The 23,577-nt window shown below is 66.8% G+C and carries 16 protein-coding genes and 1 tRNA gene; 9 read left to right on the top strand and 8 right to left on the bottom strand.

Annotation, left to right across the window (positions count from 1 at the left end; genetic code table 11):
* Positions 1-99 precede the first annotated feature (99 nt).
* A complete protein-coding gene (locus EPN33_12775; protein ID TAN21484.1) occupies positions 100-954 on the bottom strand; it encodes a DUF2231 domain-containing protein in 855 nt (284 codons plus the stop codon).
* A 72-nt stretch (positions 955-1,026) separates the two neighbouring features.
* Between EPN33_12775 and EPN33_12770 the strand changes: the two genes are divergently transcribed.
* Positions 1,027-1,104, top strand: a tRNA-Arg gene (locus EPN33_12770).
* A gap of 4 nt (positions 1,105-1,108) precedes the next feature.
* Here EPN33_12770 and EPN33_12765 read toward each other — a convergent pair.
* On the bottom strand, positions 1,109-1,516 hold the full coding sequence (locus EPN33_12765) for a nuclear transport factor 2 family protein (GenBank protein ID TAN21565.1): 408 nt from the start codon (positions 1,514-1,516) through the stop codon (positions 1,109-1,111).
* A 324-nt stretch (positions 1,517-1,840) separates the two neighbouring features.
* Positions 1,841-7,915 (bottom strand): choice-of-anchor D domain-containing protein, encoded by a 6,075-nt coding sequence (locus EPN33_12760; protein TAN21483.1) that lies wholly within the window; start codon positions 7,913-7,915, stop codon positions 1,841-1,843.
* Positions 7,916-8,267: 352 nt separating this feature from the next.
* Here EPN33_12760 and EPN33_12755 point away from each other — a divergent pair, with 352 nt between their 5' ends.
* Positions 8,268-8,858, top strand: a complete 591-nt coding sequence (locus EPN33_12755) for an MBL fold metallo-hydrolase (protein ID TAN21482.1) — start codon at positions 8,268-8,270, stop codon at positions 8,856-8,858.
* On the opposite strand, the gene EPN33_12750 is transcribed toward EPN33_12755, so the two are convergent.
* Positions 8,773-9,783 (bottom strand): hypothetical protein, encoded by a 1,011-nt coding sequence (locus EPN33_12750; protein TAN21481.1) that lies wholly within the window; start codon positions 9,781-9,783, stop codon positions 8,773-8,775. The genes EPN33_12755 and EPN33_12750 overlap by 86 nt on opposite strands.
* Positions 9,784-9,872: 89 nt before the next feature.
* On the opposite strand from EPN33_12750, the gene EPN33_12745 reads away from it, so the two are divergent.
* The gene (locus EPN33_12745) at positions 9,873-10,424 is read left to right on the top strand and encodes a DinB family protein (GenBank protein TAN21480.1); all 552 of its coding nucleotides are present in this window, start codon (positions 9,873-9,875) and stop codon (positions 10,422-10,424) included.
* A gap of 114 nt (positions 10,425-10,538) precedes the next feature.
* On the opposite strand, the gene EPN33_12740 is transcribed toward EPN33_12745, so the two are convergent.
* Positions 10,539-12,365 (bottom strand): hypothetical protein, encoded by a 1,827-nt coding sequence (locus EPN33_12740; protein TAN21479.1) that lies wholly within the window; start codon positions 12,363-12,365, stop codon positions 10,539-10,541.
* Positions 12,366-12,621: 256 nt separating this feature from the next.
* Between EPN33_12740 and EPN33_12735 the strand changes: the two genes are divergently transcribed.
* From EPN33_12735 to EPN33_12715, 5 genes are read left to right on the top strand one after another with little or no spacing between them, the layout of a single operon-like run.
* Positions 12,622-13,959: a hypothetical protein gene (locus EPN33_12735; protein ID TAN21478.1), complete on the top strand. Its 1,338-nt coding sequence runs from the start codon at positions 12,622-12,624 to the stop codon at positions 13,957-13,959.
* Between the two features lie 23 nt (positions 13,960-13,982).
* Entirely contained in the window at positions 13,983-14,564 is a 582-nt protein-coding gene (locus EPN33_12730) for a CDP-alcohol phosphatidyltransferase family protein (protein TAN21477.1), read from the top strand.
* A 24-nt stretch (positions 14,565-14,588) separates the two neighbouring features.
* Positions 14,589-14,828 carry a hypothetical protein gene (locus EPN33_12725; GenBank protein ID TAN21476.1) on the top strand — a complete coding sequence of 80 codons (240 nt, stop codon included), beginning with the start codon at positions 14,589-14,591 and terminating at the stop codon, positions 14,826-14,828.
* A 19-nt stretch (positions 14,829-14,847) separates the two neighbouring features.
* Positions 14,848-15,177, top strand: coding sequence for a hypothetical protein (locus tag EPN33_12720; protein TAN21475.1), 330 nt, complete (start codon positions 14,848-14,850; stop codon positions 15,175-15,177).
* 9 nt (positions 15,178-15,186) lie between these two features.
* Entirely contained in the window at positions 15,187-15,717 is a 531-nt protein-coding gene (locus tag EPN33_12715; GenBank protein ID TAN21474.1) for an N-acetyltransferase, read from the top strand.
* Here EPN33_12715 and EPN33_12710 read toward each other — a convergent pair.
* The 3 genes from EPN33_12710 to EPN33_12700 form a co-directional block, all read right to left on the bottom strand.
* The gene (locus tag EPN33_12710) at positions 15,714-17,300 is read right to left on the bottom strand and encodes a hydantoinase B/oxoprolinase family protein (GenBank protein ID TAN21564.1); all 1,587 of its coding nucleotides are present in this window, start codon (positions 17,298-17,300) and stop codon (positions 15,714-15,716) included. The two genes, EPN33_12715 and EPN33_12710, sit on opposite strands and share 4 nt — an antisense overlap.
* A gap of 146 nt (positions 17,301-17,446) precedes the next feature.
* A complete protein-coding gene (locus EPN33_12705; GenBank protein TAN21563.1) occupies positions 17,447-19,429 on the bottom strand; it encodes a hydantoinase/oxoprolinase family protein in 1,983 nt (660 codons plus the stop codon).
* A 2-nt stretch (positions 19,430-19,431) separates the two neighbouring features.
* Positions 19,432-20,373 carry a GntR family transcriptional regulator gene (locus tag EPN33_12700; protein ID TAN21473.1) on the bottom strand — a complete coding sequence of 314 codons (942 nt, stop codon included), beginning with the start codon at positions 20,371-20,373 and terminating at the stop codon, positions 19,432-19,434.
* A 246-nt stretch (positions 20,374-20,619) separates the two neighbouring features.
* On the opposite strand from EPN33_12700, the gene EPN33_12695 reads away from it, so the two are divergent.
* Positions 20,620-23,544, top strand: coding sequence for a TonB-dependent receptor (locus EPN33_12695; GenBank protein TAN21472.1), 2,925 nt, complete (start codon positions 20,620-20,622; stop codon positions 23,542-23,544).
* The last annotated feature ends 33 nt before the right edge of the window (positions 23,545-23,577 follow it).

The following is a 23,577-nucleotide window of genomic DNA, read 5'->3' as shown; positions in this document are numbered from 1 at the left end:
GTTTCCTTCCGTTGCGTTCCTGCCGCCGTCCTCCTTCGGTTTCGCAATTGAGAAAGGCAAACAACAAAACCCCTTCCGCGGAAGGCCTCCAATTGGATGCTAACAGGCTCTGTGCCCCGGCAGGCGAATTTCGATTTGTCCTTTGCGAGTGCGGACTTCGAAGCAGGGTTGGGGATGCACCGCCGGTCCGTTCAGCACCCGGCCATCCTTCAGGGCAAAGCGCGAGAAGTGGTAAGGACACACTACGCTATCCTCCAGCAGCTTACCCTCCGCCAGCGGGCCGCCAAAATGGGAACAGGTTTCCGCCAACGCAAAAATCTGCTCGCCGCGCCGAACCAGCACAATCGGGGTGCAGTTGTAATACGCGCGGGTCAGTTTTCCCGCAGGCAAAGCCTCGGCCGCCATAATGGCGGTAAACTCGCTCGGATATTCCGCACCTGCGCTGCGGTCCACTCCCACGCGTTGCTGGTACACCATCTGCCCGCCGAGCCGGGCAGCGCAGCCCATTATGGCGAGCCCCAGCAAGGAAGCGATCCTGCCGCTCGTTCGTGCCCCCTTCCTGCGCAGTACGAGCGAGGTGGTGAATATCCCGATGGCGCCCAGGTTCAGGAGTCCGTGGAACAATCCGGTTCTCCGCGCCGGAGGATCCACATCCGACCAATCCGTTACTCCCGCCGCTGCCGCCGCCAGCGCGCCCGCCAGACCGAGGGTGATGGCCGCATCCGCGGCATGAGCAAGCCACGTGCTGTCGCCGGCCAGCGCCAGGGCATCGAACACCGCTGCACCACTCCATAGTCCGATCGGGATATCCGTCAGCACGACGTGGAGCGGCTCCCCCAACCACGTCCCATTCAGAAAGTTCCTCATGGCTTGCGCGACCGGGCTACCGCGGGCGTACAGCACCCTGTCGAGCGCCTTTTGCAACCGCTCTGGAATGGGAGCCGCCTCTGCCATACGCGTAACGATGCTCCGGATTACGCCGCCGTTGTCGCCGAGGCCACCCGTGCTACCATCAAGTATTCGCGTGCGCCCTTAGCTCAGTTGGATCAGAGCGTCTGGCTACGAACCAGAAGGCCGGGAGTTCGAGTCTCTCAGGGCGCACCACCTCTTACAAACCGAGTTCGGTGAGGCCGGGGTGGTCCAGCGGGCGCGGGCCGAGCGGCCAATGATAAAGGCGCTCACTTTCCTTGAGGGCCAGGTCGTTAATGCTGGAATAGCGCAGCGCGCACAGCCCTTCCCCATCAAATTCCCAGTTCTCGTTGCCGTAGGAGCGCCACCACTGCCCCTGGCTATCGTGGCTTTCATAGGCATAGCGCACGGCGATGCGGTTGCCCTCGAACGCCCAGAGCTCCTTGATTAAACGGTATTCGAGCTCGCGCGCCCATTTCTGCTTCAGGAACGCCACAATCTGATCACGGCCGCGGACGAAGTCGTTGCGGTTGCGCCAGCGGCTGTCGGCCGAATAGCCGAGCGCAGCGCGCTGGGGATCGCGGGCATTCCAGGCATCCTCAGCCATGCGGATTTTCTTTATGGCAGTTTCACGGGTAAACGGCGGCAATGGTGCTCCCACATCTCCTCCTTGCCGTCAGTATAGTCCGCTGCGGCAAAGCCGCATTTCCCGACAGAATCCGCTCATGCCGCCACCCATCGTCAACGTCGGCTATCGCTCAACCAACTATTGGATGATCGGCGCTCCCCCGATGGCGTTCACTTAACGCGGCAACTTGGAGACGCCCCGAGCGCCAGCGGGCGTCCGTTGCCGGGGAGCGACGCTCGGCCACAGCCCGACCACCGGGAGGGCGGCTCCAGCAAGAGGTGGCCGTGCCACCTTGCCGGCCGCCTACTGCACGATCAGCGTCAGCTTCTGCACAGCATTGCCGCTCGTGCCGCTGGCGGTAACCGTCAACGTATAGGTGCCCGCCGGTGTGCCCGACGTCGAGCTGCTCCCGCCGCTCCCGGCCCCGCCGCCGCACGCCACCATCAGGCTCAGCGCGCAGAAGCCGATCCCCGCAACCAGCCGGCGCCGCGCCCGTCCGCGCAGCCCCAGCCAACCCGCCAGCAGCAACAGCCCGAGCGCGCCAAGCGCCCAGTTGGCGGCCGGTGGCCAGCCCGCCGGCGCATCCGGCGGCGGCACGGCGCGGCTCCCCCGCGCCGTCGTGACGACTGTGACCGTTACCGCCGCCGCTTGGGTACCCGAGATTGTGAAGCTGGTCGGCGCCGCCGTGCAATTGACGCCCTGGGGCGCGCCGGCGCAGCTCACGCTGAACGAGCCGCTCGCCCCTGCCGACGGCGTGAACACCAGCCCGTAGGAAGCCGTTCCGCCCGCCGTCACGCTCGCCGTGTTCGACGAGCCGCTGGCGATGCTCGCAGTCAGCGCGCTCCCGGTGCCGCTCAGCGACACCGTTTGCGTGTTCGATCCGCCGTAGGTCACCGTCAGCGTGCCGCTGCGGCTGCCCGTGGCCGTGGGAGTGAACGTCACCGCGGCGGTGCAACTGGCGCCGGCGGCCAGCGAACTTCCGCACGTGTTGGTGGTGGCAAAGTCGCCCGAGGCAGTGATGCCCGCAATGGAGATCGCCGAGTTGCTCTGATTGTTCAGCGTCACCGTTTGCGCGCTGCTGGTGGATCCGGTCAACTCGCTGGCAAACGTCAGTGACGTCGGCGAAACCATCAACTGGGGGGCCGCGGCGCCGGCCGCGCCCACCATCGCCACCTGGGCCGTCAGGCCGCCCGAAGCGGTGATGTTGAGCGATCCGGTGCGCTGTCCGCTGGCCGTGGGATCGAACGTGACGGCCACGCTGCAATTGGCTCCGGCCGCCAGCGTGCTCGTGCAGGTCGTGGTGAAGGGGAAATCCGGCGTCGACACGATCGTCAAGCCGCTCACCGCCACCGTGCCGCCGTTGGTCAGCTTCACGGTCTGCGCCGCGCTTGCCGTGCCCACCGGTTCCGAGCCGAAGCTCAGCGACGTCGGCGTGGTGGTCAGCGACGCCGATCCGCCGCTGCCCGCCATGGCGACCACGGCCAGCGAACTCGATCCTCTGGCGGCCGCCAGGCGGCGCGCCCGCATCGTCAGGGCCGGGTTCGACGCGCTGCTCGCCAGCGCGCCCGTGAACGAGATCGCTCCCGTCAGCGGACCCGCCAGGGCCGGCGTCAGCGTGATATTGATAGTGCAACTGGCGCTCGCGGCCAGGCCCGTCGAGCAGGTGTTGGTCTGGCTGAACTCGCCCGAGGCTGTGATGACCAGGCTGTTGATGGCCAGGCCGCTGTTGTTGGTCAGCGTCGCCGTCTGCGGCTGGCTGGGCTGTCCCACCGTCACGCCGCCGAAGTTCAGCACCGAGGGGCTCAGCACCAGCCCGTTCGGACTGCCGTCACCGGCCAGCGACACCGCCTGCGTGCCGGCGGAGTCGGTGATGGTCAGCGCCCCCGTCTGATGGCCTTGCAGCACGGGCGCAAACGTCACCGCGATGCTGCAACTGGCGCCGGCGGCCAGGGAGGCGCCGCACGTCGAGGACGCTGTGAACTCCCCGCTCACCGCGATGAACTGAATGCTCAGCACCGCCGTGCCCGAGTTGGTCAGCACCACGGTCTGCGGGGCTCCCGTCAGCGCCGCGTTGGCGCCCGGGATCGGCTGGCTCCCGAAGGCCAGCGCGCTGGGCGACAGGCTCGCCCCCGCCGCCACGCCCACCCCCGTCAGCGCGATCGGATGCAGCCCGTCCACGCTGTCATACAGGTTCAGCGTGCCCGTGCGTGTTCCTGTCGTCGTGGCGTTCATCGTGACGTTGATGACGCAGTTGGCGCCTGCCGCCAGCGAGCTGCCGCACGTCGTCGCCGCGCTGAAGTCGCCGCTCGCCGCGATGCCGCTCAAGCTCAACGGTGCGCTCCCGGTGTTGCTGATCGTGACGGTTTGCGGATTGCTCGGCGCGCCCACCGTCTGGCTGCCGAACGACAACTGCGCCGGACTGGCCAGGATCCCCGGCTGGGTCCCGGTGCCGCTCAGCGTGGCCAGGCTCCCCAGCCCGCCCGTGCCGCTGAGCACCACCGCGCCGGCCCGCGCTCCCCCGGCCGACGGCGTGAAGGTGACCGAAACCGGGCAACTCGCGCCCGGCGCCAGCGGCGCCGTCGTCGAGCAGCCGCTCACCAGCGTGTAGTCGCCGCTGGCGCTGATCGAGCTCAGCGTCGCGGCGGCCGTGCCGTTGTTGCTCACCAGGATGGTCTGCGCCTGCGAGGCCGTGCCCACCGCCTGGGCGCCGAAGGCCAGCGACGGCGGCGTCAGCGCCAGGCCGGGCGCCGTGCCCTGCCCGCTCAGCGCCACCGTCTGCACCGTGCCGCCTGCCGTGACGGTCAGCGTGCCGGTCACCGGGCCCGTGGAGCTCGGAGCGAAGCTGACATTGATGCCGCAGCTTGCCCCCACCGCCAGCGTTCCTCCGGTGCAGTTGTTGCTTTCCGCGAAACCGCTGGAGGCGGCGATGGAAGTGATGCTCAACGCCGCCGTCCCGCTGTTGGTCAGCACCACGGTCTGCGCCGGCGAGCTGGTTCCGCTCAATTGGCCGCCGAACTGCAGCGCGCCGACGCTCAGGTTCGCCCCCGGCGCCACGCCCGTTCCGCTCAGTACCACCGCTTGCGTGCCCAGGCTGCTGGTGATCACCAGCGCGCCGCTCTCGGCCCCGCTCACCTGCGGCGTGAACTGCACCTGAAGGGTGCACGTCGCCCCGGCCGCCAACGTCGCCCCGCAACTGTTGGCGGCGCTGAAAGCGCCCACCGCCGTCACCGTCAGCGAACTGACCGCCGTCGTGCCGCTGTTGCTCAGCGTCAACGTCCGCGCCGGGCTGCTCGTCCCGACCAGCGTCGGAGCGAAGCTCAGGTTCGCCGGCGTCAGGCTCAGGCCCGCCGCCGCGCCCGTGCCGCTCAACGGCACCGTCTGCGTTCCGCTCGACGCATTGTCGGTGATCGTCAACGTGCCGGTGCGCGCGCCGGTGGCCGTCGGCGTGAAAATCACCGCCAGGCTGCAGCTCCCGTTGACGGGGATGGTGGCGCAACTGCCGGCCACGCTGAAGTCCCCGCTCGCCGTCACCGCGCTCACCGTCAGCGCGCTGCTGCCGCTGTTGCCGATGGTCACGCCCAGCGCCGCGCTCGGCGTGCCCACCGTGACCGAGCCGAACGCCAGTTGCGAAGGCGTAATCGCCACGCCCGGCGCAATCCCGGTGCCGCTCAGGCTGACCGTCTGCGGACTGCCCGCCGCGCTGTCGTTGATCGTCAGCGCGCCGCTGGCCGCCCCGGTTGCGGTCGGGCTGAAGGTCACGCTGACGCTGCAGCTCGCCCCCGCCGCCACGCTCGAGCCGCAGCCGTTGGTCTGCGCGAACGGCCCCGTCACGCTAATCGAAGTGATGCTCAGCGGCACGCCCCCGCCGTTGCTCACGGTAATCGTCTGGGCCCCGCTGGTGGTGCCCGTGGCCTGGCTCCCGAAGCTCAGCGCGCTGCTCAGCAGTCCCGCCGTCGCCGGCGCCGCGCCCGTCCCGATCAGCGCCACGCTGGTGGCGCCGAGGTTAGTCGCGAGCGCCAGCGTGCCGCTCCGCGTCCCGAGCGCCGCCGGCGTGAACGTCACCGTCACCGTACAGGTGGCGCCCGGCGCCAGCGATGTGCCGCAGTTGTTGCTCTCGCTGAAGTCCCCCGAGGCGCTGATCCCGCTGATGGCGTCCGCCGCCAGGCCGGGATTCGTAAACGTCACCGTCTGCGATGCGCTCGTCGTGCCGGTCGCCTGGGCCGCAAACGTCAGGCTCGCGCCCGACGCCACCGGAACCCCCACCGCGTTGACCACCTCCAGAACGCGGTGCGAGTTGCGTTCTACAAAATACAGGTTCCCCTTGGCGTCCAGTTGCGGCATCATCGGCTCGCCGATCTCGGTCTGCGCCGCCACGCCGGTCCCCGTGCTGTAGTTGTCCACCCCGTTTCCGGCCAGTGTCACGATGTTGCCGCTGGCGGCGATCACTTCGCGGATTTTGGCGTTGAACGCGTCGGCGATGTACAGGTTTCCCGCGCCGTCCACCGCCACCCCGCCGATCGGACCCAGCGTGGCCGCCGTCGCCGCCGCTCCGTCCCCCGCTCCCTGCGTGCCGCATGCGCAACCGGCGACCGTCGTGATGATGCCCGTCTTGGCGTTCACCTCGCGAATCCGCCCGCTCACGTCCGCCGCCGTCACCGCCGCGTACGGATTGTTGCTGTCGCCGATATACAGGTTTCCTGCCCCGTCCAGCGCGACCGCCCACGGTCCGTTGAACGTCGCCGCCGTCGCCGCGCCGCCGTCCCCGCTGTCGGTGCCGCTGCCCACAATGCCGGCGACCGTCGTGATGACCCCCGTCTTGGCGTCCACCCGCCGCACGTCGTGGTTCGACGAATCGCCGATGTACAAGTTCCCCGCGCCGTCAATCGCCAGCGCGTTCGGGTTGGCCAGTTGCGCGCTCGTTGCCGCGCCGCCGTCCCCGCTGAATCCGGTCTTGCCGTTGCCCGCGTACGCGCTGACCACCCCTGCCGGCGTAATCGCGTACACCGTCGAGGTCAGGTTGTCGGCCACAAACAGCGTGCCCGCGGCGTTCGCCGCCACCGCCGCCGGGTTCACCATCGGTGTGCCGCCCGCGATCTGGGCGATATTGCCGTCCGGAGTGACCAGGCTCAGCCGTCCCGGTTTCCCGCTGTCGTTGTCTCTATACGTCGCCACGTACACGTTGCCACTGCCGTCCGACCACGCCGCCGCCGGATCCAGCGCCGTGTTCAGGGCCGGGTAGATCGGATCGGAGGCCTGTGCGTGGATAAACGAGTCGTAGGCGTTGCCGTTCCCCGCCACCAGCGCGCTTGCCCCGCCCGCCGCGGCCTCATACACCTGCATGTTTTCGCCCACATACAGTTTGCCCGCCGCGCTGACGTAGATGGCGCCCAAAAACGTGTTCGGAGCCGCGATCACCTGCGTCAACGTGCTGCTCCCCGCTGCGATCTCCCACAGGCCGCCCTGGGCCGTCGACGTGGCGAAATACACATTGCCCGCGCTGTCCACGCTGTCGCCCAGCAGGCCCGAAAGGCTGACCTTGGTGGCGGTGGCCCCGGCCGCCGGCGCCACCGTGCCGCCACCGGCGACTACAGTCACGTTGCCGTTGGCCAGCGTGATCTGGGTGAGGGTCGGGAACGCCGTCGGGCTCCCCAAATCGGTAACATACAGATGCCCGCTGCCGTCCGCCGCCACCGCGCTGATGGACGCGTACGGGTACGCCAGCGCCTGCGTGGCGCCTCCGCCCCCGGCCACGGTCGACATCACGCCCGCCGCGCTGACCTCGCGCACATGCGCGGCAACGCCGTTGGCCCCGCCGGCGACGATGAACACGTCTCCGGCCCCGTCCACCGCCACGCCCTGCGGCCCCAGCAACTGGGCCTGATTCGCCGCTCCCCCATCGCCGCTGTATCCGGCCACGCCCGTGCCGGCGAATACGCTGATCTTGCCCGCCGTGTCAATCTTCCACACGACATTGTCGAGATAGTCGGCGACGTACACGTCCCCGCCGCTGTCGGCCGCGATGGCCGCGACGTTCGACAACGTCGCTTCCGTCGCCGCCCCGCTCCGGACCGCGCCCGGGCAGGGGTCGGATGCCGTGTTGGCGCAGACATGGGTGGCGCCGGTGCCCGCCAGCAGCGTCAGGTTGCCGCTGTTGTCCATGCGGAACACGTGGTTCACGTCGGAGATGTACAGGTTGCCGGCCGCGTCGCCCGCCAGTCCCGTCACCCCGGCGATGAAATTGGCCTTCAGCGCCGGCATGGCGTTGGGTCCGCCGCCCGCGATGGGTTTCACGGTGAGCTGCTGGGCGCCCAGCGGCAGCGCCGCCGCAAACGCCAGAAGAGACACTAAGGACATGAGGAATCGGGGGGGGCGTGTCATACGGGGTGAAAGTATATCATCACATCTCGATTTTCTGACACTCTCGACTCATTTTTTTTGTATCCTAACAAGGCACACAGCCAATGTGCCGCGATGGTCGCCTGGCCGGAGCAGCGGCATTGCGGCCCCGTTCCGCCTCTGAACTCGTCCAGAATGATGCGTGACACTCGGGAGTAGAGTGAACGCATGCAAACGCAATGGGCTCCCGAGCCGCGCCGGCTGGCGTCGCCCCCACGGTCGCAACGCCGCGCAGCGGCGCCGCCAGCCCGCCTGGACGCCGGACCAGGCCGAGGTCGTCGTCGCTTGTCCCGCGCATCGGAACCGGTCACCCCATGTTGACTAGAATCTACTCATGCCGCCACCCATCGTTAACGTCGGCTATCGCTCGACCAACTATTGGATGCTCGGCGCCGGGCCGAATCGGCTGCTGGTCGATCTGGGTTGGCCGGGAACGCTGGGCAAAATGAAGGCGGCGTGGCAGCGCGCGGGCGTGCCCGCCGGCGAGGTGCGCTACGGCCTGGCAACGCATTACCACATGGATCACGCCGGACTGGCCGAAGAGCTGAAGCGCGAAGGCATGCGGCTGATCGTCCTGGAGCAGCAAGTGGCGGCGATTCCGGCGATGCGCGCCCACATGAAGCCGGGCGATCACTACATCGAGATCACCAGCGACGGCAACCTGGTAATGGCTGCTGCGGAAAGCCGGCGGCTGCTGGCCGAACTCGGCCTGAGCGGCGAGATCGTTCCTACGCCCGGGCACAGCGACGACAGCGTTTCTCTGCTGCTCGACGATGGCAGCGTGTTTACCGGTGATCTGCCGCCGCTGGGCCTGGCCACCGAAGAAGAACTGCCGGCGGTCACGGCAAGCTGGGACCGGCTGCGCGGGCTCGGGGCTCGCTGGATTTATCCCGCTCATGGTCCCCAGCGCTCGCTGATGGCGTGACGGGCATAGCCGCCGCGAGCAGAAACAAGGCGCCGGCGAACATGAGCGTGTCGGCCAGAAAGTTGAAGCCGATGAGATTGCGCAGCGCCACTGCCATGGGGACGTAAACGGCGGCGACCACCACCAGCACGGTGGCGCCAAGTGCGGTGGCGGCGCTGCGCGTGTGCTTGTTCCGCAGCAAGAGCACGCCGGCGACGGCGTAGATGACGGCGGCGAAATACGTCCAGAAGGCGTGGCCGAAAAGGCCCGGCGGCGTGACCCGGTTCAGCGGAATGCCGGGCACGTAGTTCGCATGCAGAAATTGCTCCAAACTGTAATACAGAATTGCAATGGCGACAAAGTAGCGCGCCGCCGTGGCTTGGATTTCGCTGAGGCGTCGATCGCCCGTGAAGGCCGGGCTGGGGCTCGCGGGGCCCCCAGCCCGGCCGAGCGGCAAGCGGGTGGTGTGGCGCAGCCACGCCGGGCCCCGCGCCAATCGATGGCCCGTGAGCGCTGCGGCGCCCGCCAAGGCGCCACCGCTGAAGGCAAGCTCCCGCAGCGCCAGCGCCAGAGCGAAGCGATTGCCGGGCTGATGCAACCACCCTGGGATATCCATGAGCAGGACGAAGAGAAAAAAGACGAGCGCGACCAGGCTGGCGGCGAGGCGTCCCTGGACGCGGGTCACCAGGCTGAGGCCGGCTGCGATGAAACAGGTACCCACAAAGTACGCCCAGAAATCGTGCCAGGGAATCCAGGGCGGTATCAAAGCGGCAATGGCGCGGTGGAGCGTGAGATGTTGGCTGCCGAAGGCCGCCAGCGGAGCGGCATAGCAGACCGCGCCCAACCACAGGACCGCGTCGCCACCGCGGCGCACGCACAGCGTGATGATGGCAGTCACGATAACGGCGCCAAAGACGCCATAGCACCAGAGCACGGGACTCAGCATCGAAGATTCCCTCAGGCTGCCATAACAGTAGAACGCCCACAATAGCCGCTTCGCGCGGGCGTTCGATAGCCAATCGGGCTGACGCAGCGATGCTACGATGCGGAAGAGGAAAGAACATGCCTGCTATCGAGCGCCCGCAAGCTCACGAAGCCGATCCGTACTTTTTCCGCTACATCGACTTGGTCGCGGGCCAGGACCCACTCGCCGTGATGGAGGCGCAGCTTGCCGAGGTGAGCGCGTTGGGCGCGAAGATCTCCGAGCAACAGTCGCAGCACCGCTACGCAGCCGGAAAGTGGAGCCTGCGGCAGGTGCTGAACCATGTGACCGACACCGAGCGCGCGTTCGCCTTCCGCACGCTCTGGTTCGCGCGCGGCTTCGAGACTCCGCTGGCCAGCTACGATCAGGAAATCGCCGCTGCCGCCGCCCAGGCGGATGCTATCGCCTGGGCCGAGCATCTCGAAGAGTTTCGCCGTGTCCGGCTGGCCAGCGTATCGCTGTTGGCGCATCTGCCGGCGGAAGCCTGGGATCGTGCCGGCATCGCCAGCGGCAAGCGCATCACGGTACGTGCGCTGGCGTTTCTGATTCCCGGCCACGTGGCGCACCACCTCGCGATTGTGCACGAAAGTTACCTCAGCGCTTAGCGCTTGGCGGCAGCTTGGAGGAGCCCGGAGCGCCAGCGGGCGGACCCTGCCGGGAATCGAAGCCCGCACTCCAAGCGACCATCGGGAGTGACCAGGGCAATAAGTGGCGAGCCACTAGTGCAGGCGGATGTAGGTGAGGGCGGAGACCGTCTGGCCAGCCTGCGTGGCTTGCGTGGGGTCGACCTGGTTGCTGTCGAAGCCGCCGGCAACAGCCGGCGCCTGCTGGAGCAGGCTGAGATCGACTTTCAGCAGAAAGAGGCCATCCTGGCGCAGGACAAGGCCGTAGGCGCGGCCGTCGGAGCCAGTGTAAACGGCCATAGTGGACGGCTGCGCGAGGGTGCTGCTCTGCCAAGGCAGGCCGTCCGGGGCGGAGGGCACGCGTCCCCAGCGGAGGGGATTGGGCTGGGCGGGAGTGCCGTTGACGGCGGCCTTCGGCAACCCAACCACGGCGATGCAGCCGCCGGTATTCGCAAGCCAGCCCAGATGGCCGACCAAATCCACATCCATGCCGCGCCAGGGCAGCGCGCAGCCGCTGGTCACCGTAAACTGCGCGGCAGGCGCCGTGCTCGTGCTTCCTTGAATCGCAGCGTTGTTGAGATTCAGATTCAGGAACGTTCCGGCGGCGCTATCGGCAGCCGTGAGTTCGCCGCTGGTAGGATCCCATGCGGCACCGGCGGTCTGGGTACCGAAAAAGGCGCCTTGCGGCGAGAGGGTGACGACCGTGCCCTGTTGCAAGTTGAGAATATCGACCCCGCTCGCGCCGCTGGCAGCCACGAACGGCGCAAAGATACGTTCGGTGCGGGAGTCATAGGCGAAATTGAAGCTGGCGGGCACGGCGATGGCGGCGGAGGTCTTGCCGGTGTTGAGATCGAGCGTGATATAGCCGGCGGCGGTATCGAGAATCGCCAGATGCCGCGCACTGTCGATCAGCATGGCGCAGACCATGCAGGAGGTGCCGTTGACGGTCACCGCGGTGTTGACCGGAAGTGCAAAAGAGCTCACGACCGAATTCTGACTGGCATCCACGACCTGCAACAGGTTGCTGGCGGCACTGGCCACGAGAATGCGATTGCCCGCAGGATCAGCGGCGGCCAGACTGGGCTGATAACCGGCCGGCATGTTCACGGTGGCGATCTGCTGCCCCGAATCGAGATTGACCACGGCCAGGGCTGCCGGTTGCGGCACGTAGGCTTCGCTGGCGATCAGCGGCTTACCGCTGGAATCGGTGCCGGCCTGAACGGCGGTGATAGCGATGGCGCTGGCGGTAGCGGGGTTCGTCGGCAGGCTGCGGACCAGGACCGAATTGGGCGGGCCAAAAGGATCCGGGTTGATGACGCTCAGCCCCAGCATGCCGGGCTGCTCGATGTTCGCCGCGACTTTCATTTCCGTCGGGCTGATTAATTGCGTACCGGTGATCGAGGCCCCACTCATGTCGATGGTGGCGCCCTGGGCAAAATTGGTGCCAAGGACATCGAAGCTGACGGGCAGGCCCGCGGTGACGATGCTGGGCGTCACGCCCGTAACCAGGGCGGTGGGATTCAGCAGGGTGAGCGTCCAGGTCGCGGTCTTGGTGGTTTCGGCGGCGGCGGTGGCCTGAATCACGACCTGATTGGGACTGGGCACGACCAGCGGCGCCTGGTAGACGCCATCCGGTGTGATGAAGCCCAAAACCGCGTTGCCGCCCTGCACGTACTTGCCGTCCTGACCCACCGCATAAAGGATGGTGGGGTTGGAGGTGTTAGCGATCTGGCCCACCATCGCCAGGCTGGAGGGCACGACCTGACCGTCGGCATTGAGGGAGGAGATGACGAGATTGCTGGTGGTGGCCGCGAGCGAGATGGCCAGCGGCGGCGGCGGAATGTAATAGGTGTTACAGCCGCCGGCACTGAGCAGAATCAGGCCGGTAAACAAAAGAAAAGGCCAAAGGCGGCGACGGCTCATGCAAACTGAATTCGTCATGCGGCGGGAAAGTCAGTGCTCATTATACCGAAAGAGAACGGCGGGTCAGTGGCCCTTGACGTGCTCAAGAATTTATCAGATATGATCCGCATCTTTTTGGAAAGCACTACCGAATTGGCGCTGGCGACCGGGGCCATTGTCTTGTCGACGGGCATCGCCTATTTGGCGCTCCAGCTTCTGTGCCGGGGCATCGAGCAAAAATTGCATCCGCATCAGTGATTTAAGGTGGACGAAGCGCATGCTGCATCCGTTACAATCGACGCCAATGCGTTCTCCTTCGCGTCGTTCGTGGGCCCTGGGAGCCGGGGCGGCTGTGATCGTTGTGGCCCTTGGGTTTTGGGGCTGGCATGCGCGGGCGAATCCCGCGGCTCCTATCACGGTCGCATCGCCTGCGGCGAAGGCCGCTGCGGCAGCGCCGGCCACCGTTAGCCACAGCATCACCATTCCCCGGCGCAGCAATTTTGTGCTGGCGATGGCCCCGTTTCATCTGTCGGCGAGCCTGCTTCACAACCTGGTTGCCGCGGCACGCCCTGTGTACGACCTGGCGGACATCCGTGCCGGCCGGACGCTCACCTTGGTGCGCAACACCGCGGGCGATTTGAAGGCGCTCGTGTATCAGATCGATCAGAACCATAAGCTTTGGATCAAGGCCGAGGCCGCCGGCATGCCCGGCGCCGGCGCCCGTACCTGGCAGGCCACGATCGAGACGATTCCGTTCACCACCCGGTTGCAGAGCGTGTGCGGTGTGGTGCAGTCGTCGCTATTTCAGGCGATCGAAGATGCCGGGGCGCAGGATGAGCTGGCCGTCAAGATGGCGGACATTTTCCAGTGGGACCTGGATTTCAACTCCGATACGCGCGCGGGCGATGAGTTTAAGGTGCTGGTCGAGGAGCACCTGCTGCAAGGCAAGTTTGCCGGCTATGGACAGGTCGTGGCGGCGCAGTACGTCAACGATGGCCGTCCCTACTCGGCACTGCGGTTTCACGACCCGCAGGGTTACATGGCTTACTACATGCCCGATGGACGGCCGATGAAGCGGGAATTTCTGAAATCACCGCTGCCGTTCATTGCGCGCGTGACCAGTGGCTTCAGCTTGCACCGCCTGAATCCGGTTTTGAAAATTTATCGTCCGCATCTGGGAACGGATTTGGCCGCACCGGTGGGTACGCCGGTGCAAGCCATCGGTTCCGGCGTGATTGCACGTGCGGGCTGGCGTGGCGAAGACGGGCGGATGGTCGAGATCCGCCATCCCAACGGCTACCAGACCTTCTATCTGCACCTGTCCAGAGTTTTAGTGCATGTGGGTGAGCACGTGGCGCAGGGACAGCACATTGGACTTTCGGGCAGGAGCGGCCTGGCGACCGGACCGCATTTGGATTTTCGAATTGAGCACGACGGCGTCTTCAAAAACTACGAGGTATTCCGCCGCAAGTTGCCGCCAGGCAAACCGATTGGCCCCAAGCTGATGCCCCAGTTCGAAGCTTTGCGCGCGCGCTACATGCCTGAGCTGGCGCAACTGCAACCAGCGAAGAATGCCGCGACGGCCACCGCTGCCCCAGCGGGCCGCCGCCCGTAAACGCCGTTTGCGATAATTAGGGCGTGGCGACGGTAACGGTCAAGCCGGCCTGGCCGGAATGGTTCTATCCTGCTAACCTGCTGACCGAGCTGCGGCTGCTGGCAGTTCCGGTCATTGTGGCCGCCGTGGTTCTTCGCAAACCGGGCTGGGCCGCCTTGATCTTCATCGCTGCGGCGGTCAGCGACGGCTGCGACGGCTGGATTGCGCGGCACTTCAATCAGCGCTCCGCGCTGGGGCTTTACCTCGACCCGGCGGCCGACAAGATTCTGATTGCGGCGCTGTTTCTGACGCTGGCGCTGGTCGGTGAAATGCCGTGGACGGTGACCATCATCATCTATATCCGGGACCTCTGCATCGTGGTTTCCGCGGCAGCTCTCTATTGGGGGGCAGGATTCCGCGACTTTCAGCCCACCTGGTGGGGGAAGGCGTCGACCACCGCCGAGCTCGCAACTGCCGGAGTCACGCTCCTGGAAGCCTGGTCGACGAACGGATTATTCCGGTTTTTGGAGCGCGTGGGCTGGGTTGCCGTCGTCAGCCTGGCCGTGGTCTCCGGCATCCACTATGCTTTCACCTCGGCCCAGCGTTACCACGCGCAACGGGCTTGACCGCTGGCGGCATCCTACGGTGCGGTGACGAAAGAACCCATCCCGATCACGCGAACGCCGTCCGCGCGGGAGCGGATGGTGCACCTCGCCGAGCAATGCTCGCGGCGCGCACGGGTGCAGAGCGACCGCGCCAAAGCCCTGCTACGGGCGGCGCGCACGCCCGAAGGCCGGCGGCGCAACGTGTTGGCGCTGATGGCGGTGTGCGGCGCCGCGGGCGCCCTGATCGGCCTGGCGCTGGGCTGGCACAGCCAGCGGCGGCGTTGAAGGAGATGCCGGAGGCGATATGTCGCATGCAACAGTACGCGAGAGCTGGGCTGGGGATCCCGGGGCCCCCAGCCCGGCCGAGCGTCAAGCGGGTGGCGTGGCGCAGCCACGTCAGGCCCCGCGCCAATCAATGTCCATGCCGGAACTCAACCGCCGCCTGGTAGAGCAGCGCGGCGCGATGGTCGATACCATCACGACCCTGCGCCGCCGCGTCCGGAGCAAAGCCCGCAACCTGATGCCCTATCAGCAACTGCGGCGGCACCCGGAAGCCGGCATGGCGCTTGCGGCAGTGGTGGGACTGATCGCCGGCCGCGTGATCGGCAGGGTCGCCGGAGGCTTTCTTCGCTAAGCTGACAGAGTGGATTACCGCGGGTTGACGCAAGCGGATGTGGCCGAGATTTTTGCGCTCGATCAGCGCTGTTTTCCGGTCGGGATTGCCTACAGCGCGGAAGAAATTGCCGCGTACTTGCGGATGCCGGGGTTTCATCAGGGCTGCTCGCGCGCGGGGCGGCTGGCCGCCGTGCTGCTGAGCGCGCTGGGCAAACGCGAGGGCCGGGCCGGGGATCCTGGGGCCCCCGGCCCCGCCAAGCGTCAAGCGGGTGGTGTGGCGCAGCCACACCAGGCCCCGCGCCAATCAATAGGCCGGGGGCACGTCATCACGGTTGATGTGGCGCCGGAGGCGCGGCGGCAGGGAATAGGGCAGGAGCTGATGCGCAACGCCGAGGCGTATTATCGCGCGCGCGGGGCGCGCGGCATGCGGCTGGAAGCGGCGGTGAACAACGCCGGCGCACTGGCGTTTTACGCGCGTTTGGGTTATCACATGACGCGGCTGCTGCCAGGCTACTACGCCGCGGATCTGGACGCACTGCGGCTGGAGCTGGACTTTTAGGATCTACCGGATTTGCCCATACCGCCGCCGCCGGGTGATTCAAGGCGGATGCGGGCGCCGGCGGGAACGAGGAGATTGGTCTTGCCCGGCAGTTCGCGTTCCTCGCCGTCCTGCACCAGCAGGGTACGGCCGCAGGCGCCATCCGACCCGCCGTTCAGACCGTAGGGGGCGAAGCGGCGGCGTTCACACAACAGCGTGACCTGCGCGGGCGCAAGCACTTCTACTTCGCGGATGAGACCATTGCCGCCGCGAAACTTTCCCGTGCCGCCGGAGCCGCGGCGGTAGGCGTAGCGATGGACGCGGAACGGATAGGCGTACTCGAGCGCTTCGACCGGCGTGTTGAGGGTGTTGCTCATGTGCGTGTGCACGCCGGAAAGGCCGTCGGCATCGGGCGCGGCGCCCATGCCCCCGCCGCAGGTTTCGTAATAAGCGTAAGGCTGGCCGGCGCGATGATCGCCAGCGGGATATTGGCCGCCGATGGTGAGGTTGTTCATCGTGCCGCTGCTGGCCGCGGGGATGCGGTCGGGCAGCGCTTGCGCGAAGGCGCGCAACAGGACATCGACGATGCGCTGCGAGCATTCGACGTTGCCGGCGGCGACGGCGGCGGGCGGACCCGCGTCGAGCACGCTGCCGGGCGGGATGACCATGGCGACCGGGCGCATCAGCCCCGCCGTGGGTGCGGCCTCGGGCGGCAGGAGGCACCGGAAAACGTAAAACGTGGCCGAGTAGGTAATGGCGGCGACGGCGTTGACACTGCCGGTGACCTGCGGATCGCTGCCGGAAAAATCAACCCTGGCGCGGGCGCGGCGCGGATCGAGCGTGAGGGCGACGTGCAGGCGGATGGGGCCGGAACCGAGGCCATCGTCGTCAAGAAAATCCTCGGCAGTAAACGTGCCCCCGGGCATGCGCCGCAGTTCGGCGTGCATGAGGCGCTCGGAGTGATCGAGCAGCGCGGCCATGTTGCGCTCCAGGCGCGGCAAGCCGTACTTGGCCGCCAAGGCCTCGAGGCGCGCGGCGCCAATGCGGCAGGCGCCCAGCTGCGCCGTCAGGTCTCCTTCGCGCTCCTGCGGCGTGCGGACGTTGCTGAGGATCAGGCGCAGCAGGCCCTGGTCGAGCTGGCCGCGGCGCATCAGCTTCAGCGGCGGGATACGAATGCCTTCCTGAGTAATCTCACGGCACAGTCCCATGGAGCCGGGATAGGTGCCGCCGACGTCGGCATGATGGGCGCGGTTGGCCACATAGAACTCCGGCCGGCGCCGGGCCCGGCCGGAGCCGGCGAAGACGGGCATAACCAGGGTGATGTCGGGCAGGTGGGTGCCGCCCTCGTAGGGATCGTTGAGGATGGCGACGTCGCCGGGCTCGAGCGCGAGTGCCTTGAGCGCGGCGGCGACCGACATGGGCATGGATCCGAGGTGTACGGGCATGTCATCGCCCATGGCGATGACCTCACCGGCGGCGTTGAACAAGGCGCTGGAGTAGTCGCGCCGCTCTTTGATGTTGGGCGAAAAAGCGGTGCGCCGCAGCGCCACGCCCATCTCCTGCGCGATGGCGTGAAAGGCGCTTTTAAAGATCGCCAGCTCAATCCCGTCGTTTACTGGCGCGGGTCCCTGCGCGGCTGCCCGGGGCCGATGCTGACCGCGCGGGTTGTGCGCGCCGCGCTTCCCGCTTGTGCTCGCCGCAGCTTGGGGGCCCCGAGGCCCCAAGCCGCGGCTGCGCTGCTCTCTGATATTCACGACGCGACCTCCAGGATCAGGTTGCGCCAGCCGTCCACGCGGGCGCGCCAGCCGGGCAGCACGACGGTGGTGGCGCTGTACTCATTAATGATGGCCGGACCGGTGAAGGCATCGCCGGCGTGCAAGCGGTCGCGGTTGTAAACGGCGCTCGCGCGCGGGCGGCCCTGGAACCAGACGGGGCGCTGGGCCACACGCGCCTGGCGGCCATTGCCGCGGCGCGGCGTCTGGCGCCGCATTGACAGTGGGGAAGAGGCCGCAATCATGCGGACGCGCACGCTCACCACCTCCAGTGGCCGTGCGGCATCGGCGTAGCCGTAGCGGCGCTCGTGCAGACGATGGAAGCGCGCGGCAAAGCCGGCGCCCGCCGGCAGCGTCAGCTCAAAGCCCTGGCCGGCGTAGCGGACGTCGAGCGAGCGCTCAGCCACCGCGTGCAGGTGCTCGGTGCGCATTTCCTGTGCGCCCTGGCGCTCGAGCTCGCGGAAGATGTGTTCGAGCCGGGGCGCCAGGGCCGGCGTGACTGGCGCCATGACGGTGCGGGAGTAGTCCCGGACCATGTCGGAGCGCAGAATGCCCACCGCCGAAAGCGCGCCTGGCAGCCGCGGGACCAGGACGCGGGGAATCTCCAGCGCCTCGGCCAGCGCGCAGGCGTGCAGCGGGCCGGCGCCGCCAAAGCAGACAAGGGTGAACTCGCGGGGATCGTAACCGCGCTCGACCGAAATCACCCGCAACGCCTTGGCCATGGCGGCCTCGGCGAGGCGCACAATCCCATCGGCAAAGGCTTCTACCGTGGCCACGCTGCCTTTGGCGGCGTCGAGAAAGCAGCGCGCGCGGGTCACCTCAAGCCGCATGCCGCCGCCCAGTAGGCCGGCAGCGTCGAGCCGGCCAAGGATCAGGTTGGCATCGGTGACGGTGGGACGCTCGCCCCGGCCGTAGCAAATCGGTCCGGGATCAGCGCCGGCGGAAGCGGGGCCGACCTGCAGCGCACCGCCGGCATCGAAGCTGGCGAGCGAGCCGCCGCCGGCGCCGACGGTGTGAATATCGAGCATGGGCACGGCCACGGGCAGGCCCAGGACCTGCGCTTCGTGGGTCGTGTGCAACCCGCCGTTCTCCAGCAGCGCCACGTCGGTCGAGGTGCCGCCCATGTCGAAGCTGAGGATGCGGTCGAAACCAGCCTGGCGCGCAGCCTGGTACGCTCCCACGACGCCGCCGGCGGGGCCGGAAAGGATGGTGCGCACGGGTTCCCGGGCCGCCGTCGCGGCCGAGGTAATGCCGCCGGAGGATTGCATCACATGCAGGCGCGCGCCCGGATTCTGGCGCCCTAATCCGGCATCCAAGTCGCGCAGGTAGGCACCCATTTTGGGGGCGAGATAGGCATTCAGCAAAACTGTGGCGCCGCGTTCGTATTCGCGGAACTCGGGCAGGATGGCGTGCGATACGGAAATGGGCACGCCCAGAGAGGCGAGGGCAGCGGCGACGGCACGCTCGTTGGCGGAATTGGCGAAGCCGAACAGCAGCGAGATGGCGATGGCCTCCGGCCGGGCGGTGGCGACGGCTTCCGCCAGGCGCGCCAGATCGGCAGGCGTGGGAGCTTGCAGGACGCTGCCGTCGGGCAGCGTGCGCTCCGCGATCCCGAAGCGCAAGGACTCCGGCGCGAGCGGCGCGGGTTGCGGGTTCGACCAGCGATAGAGCTCCGGACGCGCCTGCCGGCCGATGGCGACCGTATCTTCGAAGCCGGCGGTGGTGATGAAGGCAACGCGGGCGCCGGTGCGCTCCAGCAGGGCATTCGTGCCGACGGTCGTTCCATGGCGAACTTCGGCCGCTGCGGCATCGAGTTGCTTCAGGCTCTGCAAAATGGCCTGGCCAGGATGGCTCGGCGTGGACAGCAGCTTGAGCACACGCAGCTCGCCCTCCTCGACCCAAACGCAGTCGGTGAAGGTTCCGCCGGTATCGATGGCGATGCGACGGGAGGCGACGGCCACGCTCACGAACGCCTCCGCGGCCGGCCGGGCCGGGGATTCACGGGTCCGCAGCCCGGCCGGACGTTAAGCGGGTCGCGTGGCGCCGCCCCGCGGGGCCCCGCGCCAGTCAATGTCCGGCGCGGAGTGGGCAGCAGCGCGGGCCGGACTTCGACGCCGGCGCGGCCGCGCTGCAGGGCGGCGGCATCGTTGAGGGGCGCCGCCGCGCTCGGCCAGCCCATAACGGCGGCGGCTTCCGCCAGCGGATGCGGTTCGGAGGGGGCGCCCATCAGGCTGCTGGGTTCGGTGATGAGCTCGCCCAGGCGCGCTTCCGTGGCCGTCATGAAGACCCCGGCGGAGCGGCGGACGGTCTGGGCGACGTGTTCGGCGGCGCGCTGGCGGGCTTCGTCGGGCCGGCGGGCGCGGATGGCGTCCATGATGAGCTCGTGCTCGTGCACGAGCTGCGGTCCGTAGGCGTCCATGGCAATGATGAGATAAAAAAAGCGCATCAGCCGGGACTGAATCGCCGTCACGATTTCCACCAGATGCTCATTGTGAGTGGCCTGGGCGATGCCTACGTGCAGGTTGAAATTGCGCTGCAGGAAGGTGGCGTAGCTGGCGCGCACGCCCACCCGGTACTCGTACTCGGCCGCCTGTTCCAGCGCCTTGAGCTGTTGCGGCTGCACGCGCAGCGCCGCCAGGCCGGCCGCCGCGGGATCGACGATGAGCTGTACTTCATGCAGGTTATGGAACTCGGCGAGCGTGAGCGGGGCGATAAAGTAGCCGCGGAAGGGGACGATGGTGATCAGGCCGTCGCGCTGCAGGCGCTGGCAGGACTCGCGCACCGGGGTGCGGCTGACCTTGTAGCGGCGGCAGAGCTCGGCCTCGCTGAAAGGCTGCCCCGGGCGCAGCGCGCAGGTAATGATGTCCTGTTTGAGGGTGCGGTAGAGGCGTTCGGCGGTGGTCATCAGAAATAGCCTGGCGCAAACGGTGCAATCAACAATCGGTATACAATCCGTGATCCTACGGTGTGCCGTGGGGTGCTGTCAAGACGGGAGGTGCGGGGCATATCCAGAGAATACAGCCATATCTTCCCCAAGCACAAACTCGGACTCAAAATTAAATTGACAAACTGATTTTGATGAATTATAAATGGCCGGAGCGGGTGCAGCCGGAGAGTCCATTTCAGTCACCCGCCACAAAGGAGTCTGTCCATGAAGACGCTATTCCGTTTGCGCACCCTGGGGCTCGCGCTGGCGCTCGCCCTGGCGGTCCTGCCGGCCGCTCAGGCCCAGTCCAGCGGGCAGATTCAAGGCGTGGTGAGTGATCCCAGTGGCTCCGCGATCCCGGGCGTGAAGGTGGTGGCCACCAACACCGCCACGGGCACGACGCGTGCGGTGGAGACCGGCGTCGACGGCCGCTTCCTGCTGCCGGCACTGCCCCTCGGGCCCTACAGCCTGACCTTCAGCCATGTGGGTTTTACCACCACCAAGGTGGCGGGCATCGTGCTGCAGATCGGCAGCAACATCGTGCGTCACGACGCGCTCAAGCTGGCGGCGCAGCAGACCACGGTCGAGGTCTCGGGCACGCCGCCGCCCATTGACGTCACCAAGAGCAACGTCGCCGGCGTCATTACCACCAAGCAGATCACGCAACTGCCCATCGCCAACCGGCAGTACCTGGATCTGTCGCTGCTCATGCCGGGCACGACCCAGGACGCTTCGCGCTCCTTTTACAACAACGTGCAGATCGGCGGTGGCGGCCATTACTACTCCAACAGCTTCACCGTGGACGGGGTGAACAACAACTGGGCGGAGATGGGCGAGCCGCGCCAGAATATCCCCGAAGGCGCGGTGCAGGAGTTCAAGGTGTACACGTCGCAGTACGCCGCCGGAACCGGAGGCATGGCCACCGGCGGGGCGGTCGCCGTGGTCACCAAGAGCGGCACCAATGCCTTCCATGGTGATGTCTTCGAGTACTGGCGCAATCAGGGACTGAACCGGGACAACCGCTTCCAGCAGGCGGCCGAGCTGGCGCAGCATACCGGCAAGGCGCCGCTCAACCGCAATCAGTTTGGCGGCGATCTGGGCGGGCCCATCGTCAAGAACAAGCTGCATTTTTTCGGCAGTTGGGAATCCACACTCACCCACAGTTCCTACACCGTCTTCAGCAACAACCCGGCGATTTTTGGCGGCTTCGAGGGCGTGTTTCCGCGGCCCAGCCACGACGACTTGCTGAATCTGCGCTTCGACTACCAGATCAATGCCAACCAGATGATGTTTGCGCGTTATAGCCAGGAGTGGAACCTGCTTACCTGCCAGGGCTGCGGCGGCGACCGCGCCTCCAATTCCGGCTACGACGGCTTGATCCCGCGCAAGTCGCTGGTGGCCGGCCACACCTGGCAGCTCAGCTCCAACGTGGTGAACAATTTCCGCTTCCAGTACGCGCGCTCCGCCTACCTGCTGGCGCCCACCCAGTGCCCCCAGGCCTGCGGCCAGAACATCTGGACGACGCTGGGGCAGTATCCGGCGTCGCGCTTCGCCCCCTACCATGTGCAATTGAATTTCCCCGATTTTGCCTGGGGCAGCGACTATGGCGAAGTGGGCATCGAGCACCATTACGAGTACAAGGACACGCTCAGCATTCTGCACGGCGCGCACAACATCCAGGCCGGCTTCGATATCCAGTACGTGCCCTTCGCCGATGACGGCAGCTACGATCATCTCGGCCATTTCTCCTTCAACACCGATCCCAGCCAGCCGCTCAACCCCAGCAACGCTCCCAATAACGCCAGCTTCAGCGCCGCCAATCTGTACTATCCCGCCAGCGGCACGACGCCGGCCTACGGTCCAACGTCCTTTTTCCAGCTGCAGCCGCCGGTGACGACCTCCGTGCCGACCGCGGACACGAGTTATTTTTTCAGCGACCAATACACCGGCATCCGCAACCTGAACCTGAGCCTGGGGCTGGTGTACGATCGCCAGTTCGGCTCCTTCAACGAGCACATCAACCCGGCCGCGTATCCGCAGCCGGTGCCCTTTCTGGGTGACCCGTCCCAGCGCGGCGACAAGAACAACTTCGGGCCGCGCCTGGGCCTGAGCTGGGATATGAATGGCAACGGCCGGGATGTGCTGCGCGCCGGCTACGGCATTTACTACGGCAATATCCAGACGCTGCAGAATTTCGGAGAAGACCGCAACTTCGCGCAGCAGGAAATCCTGATTAGCTGCAGCAAGCCCGGGCAGGCGAGCTGCCCCAGCTATCCCGACGCCACTGGTCCGGCGCTCACCATCCTGCCGACGCTGACCGTGCTGGCGCCCAATTTCCAGAATCCCTATTCGGAGCAGTACAATCTGGGCTTTTCGCGCGAGCTTTCGCCCAACTTCTCCCTGAACGTCGATGGGGTGTATGAACTGACGCTGCGCGACTACAAAGTGGTGGATTTGAACTATCCGGTGAACGGCGTGCGTCCGCTGTCGCAGTTCAATCAGATCCAGCAGCACGATCCCATCTACAAATCCAAGTACAAGGCGCTGTATGTGCGCGCGGATAAGCGCTTCAGCCGCAACTATCAGTTCCTCCTCTCCTACACGCTTTCCAGTTGCATGGGCAGTGGCGCGCAGGGGGCAGTGACCGACTACAACAACTGGTCGCTCGACTGGGGACCGTGTTCGATTGACCGCCGCAATGCGCTGGTGGCCAGCAGTTCCTACCAGGCGCCCTGGGGCATCACGCTGGGGGCGATCTACAATCTGCGTTCTTCGCCGCCCTTCAGCGTGACCTCGACCACGCGCAACGCCGACGGCACCTCGCAGTATGTCGTGGGCACCAGCCGCAACCAGGCGCGGCGCGACCTCGATTTTACGGCAGTCAACGCCTATCGCACCTTGCTGGGGCTGCCCGCAGTATCCTCAGCCGACATCGCGAATGAGCGCGTCAACGAATTCGACCTGCGGGCCTCGCGCGGGTTCAGCCTGGGCGAAGCGCGGCAACTCGAGGTGATCGGCCAGCTCTTCAATGTGTTGGGCACCTACAACTACACCGGGGTGACAACCAATTTGCGCTCCAAGGCCTGGGGGCAGCCGACCAACGCCGGGCCGCTGCAACAAGCGGAGTTGGCCATCAAGTTCTCGTTCTGATAACGTCAGGCCTGCCAGCTCCGGGCTGGCCAA

The organism is Acidobacteriota bacterium (genome assembly GCA_004299485.1).
Taxonomy (GTDB): Bacteria; Acidobacteriota; Terriglobia; order Terriglobales; family SCQP01; genus SCQP01.
This window is presented reverse-complemented; position numbering and strand designations above follow the sequence as displayed.

What these genes read in the sequence shown, in the direction of transcription:
- EPN33_12740 (TAN21479.1), bottom strand. Translation starts at nt 12,365, where the DNA reads ATGAGCCGTCGCCGCCTTTGGCCTTTTCTTTTGTTTACCGGCCTGATT.
- EPN33_12760 (TAN21483.1), bottom strand. Translation starts at nt 7,915, where the DNA reads ATGACACGCCCCCCCCGATTCCTCATGTCCTTAGTGTCTCTTCTGGCG.
- EPN33_12695 (TAN21472.1), top strand. Translation starts at nt 20,620, where the DNA reads ATGAAGACGCTATTCCGTTTGCGCACCCTGGGGCTCGCGCTGGCGCTC.
- EPN33_12755 (TAN21482.1), top strand. Translation starts at nt 8,268, where the DNA reads ATGCCGCCACCCATCGTTAACGTCGGCTATCGCTCGACCAACTATTGG.
- EPN33_12750 (TAN21481.1), bottom strand. Translation starts at nt 9,783, where the DNA reads ATGCTGAGTCCCGTGCTCTGGTGCTATGGCGTCTTTGGCGCCGTTATC.
- EPN33_12765 (TAN21565.1), bottom strand. Translation starts at nt 1,516, where the DNA reads ATGGCTGAGGATGCCTGGAATGCCCGCGATCCCCAGCGCGCTGCGCTC.
- EPN33_12720 (TAN21475.1), top strand. Translation starts at nt 14,848, where the DNA reads ATGTCGCATGCAACAGTACGCGAGAGCTGGGCTGGGGATCCCGGGGCC.
- EPN33_12775 (TAN21484.1), bottom strand. Translation starts at nt 954, where the DNA reads ATGGCAGAGGCGGCTCCCATTCCAGAGCGGTTGCAAAAGGCGCTCGAC.
- EPN33_12745 (TAN21480.1), top strand. Translation starts at nt 9,873, where the DNA reads ATGCTACGATGCGGAAGAGGAAAGAACATGCCTGCTATCGAGCGCCCG.
- EPN33_12700 (TAN21473.1), bottom strand. Translation starts at nt 20,373, where the DNA reads ATGACCACCGCCGAACGCCTCTACCGCACCCTCAAACAGGACATCATT.
- EPN33_12735 (TAN21478.1), top strand. Translation starts at nt 12,622, where the DNA reads ATGCTGCATCCGTTACAATCGACGCCAATGCGTTCTCCTTCGCGTCGT.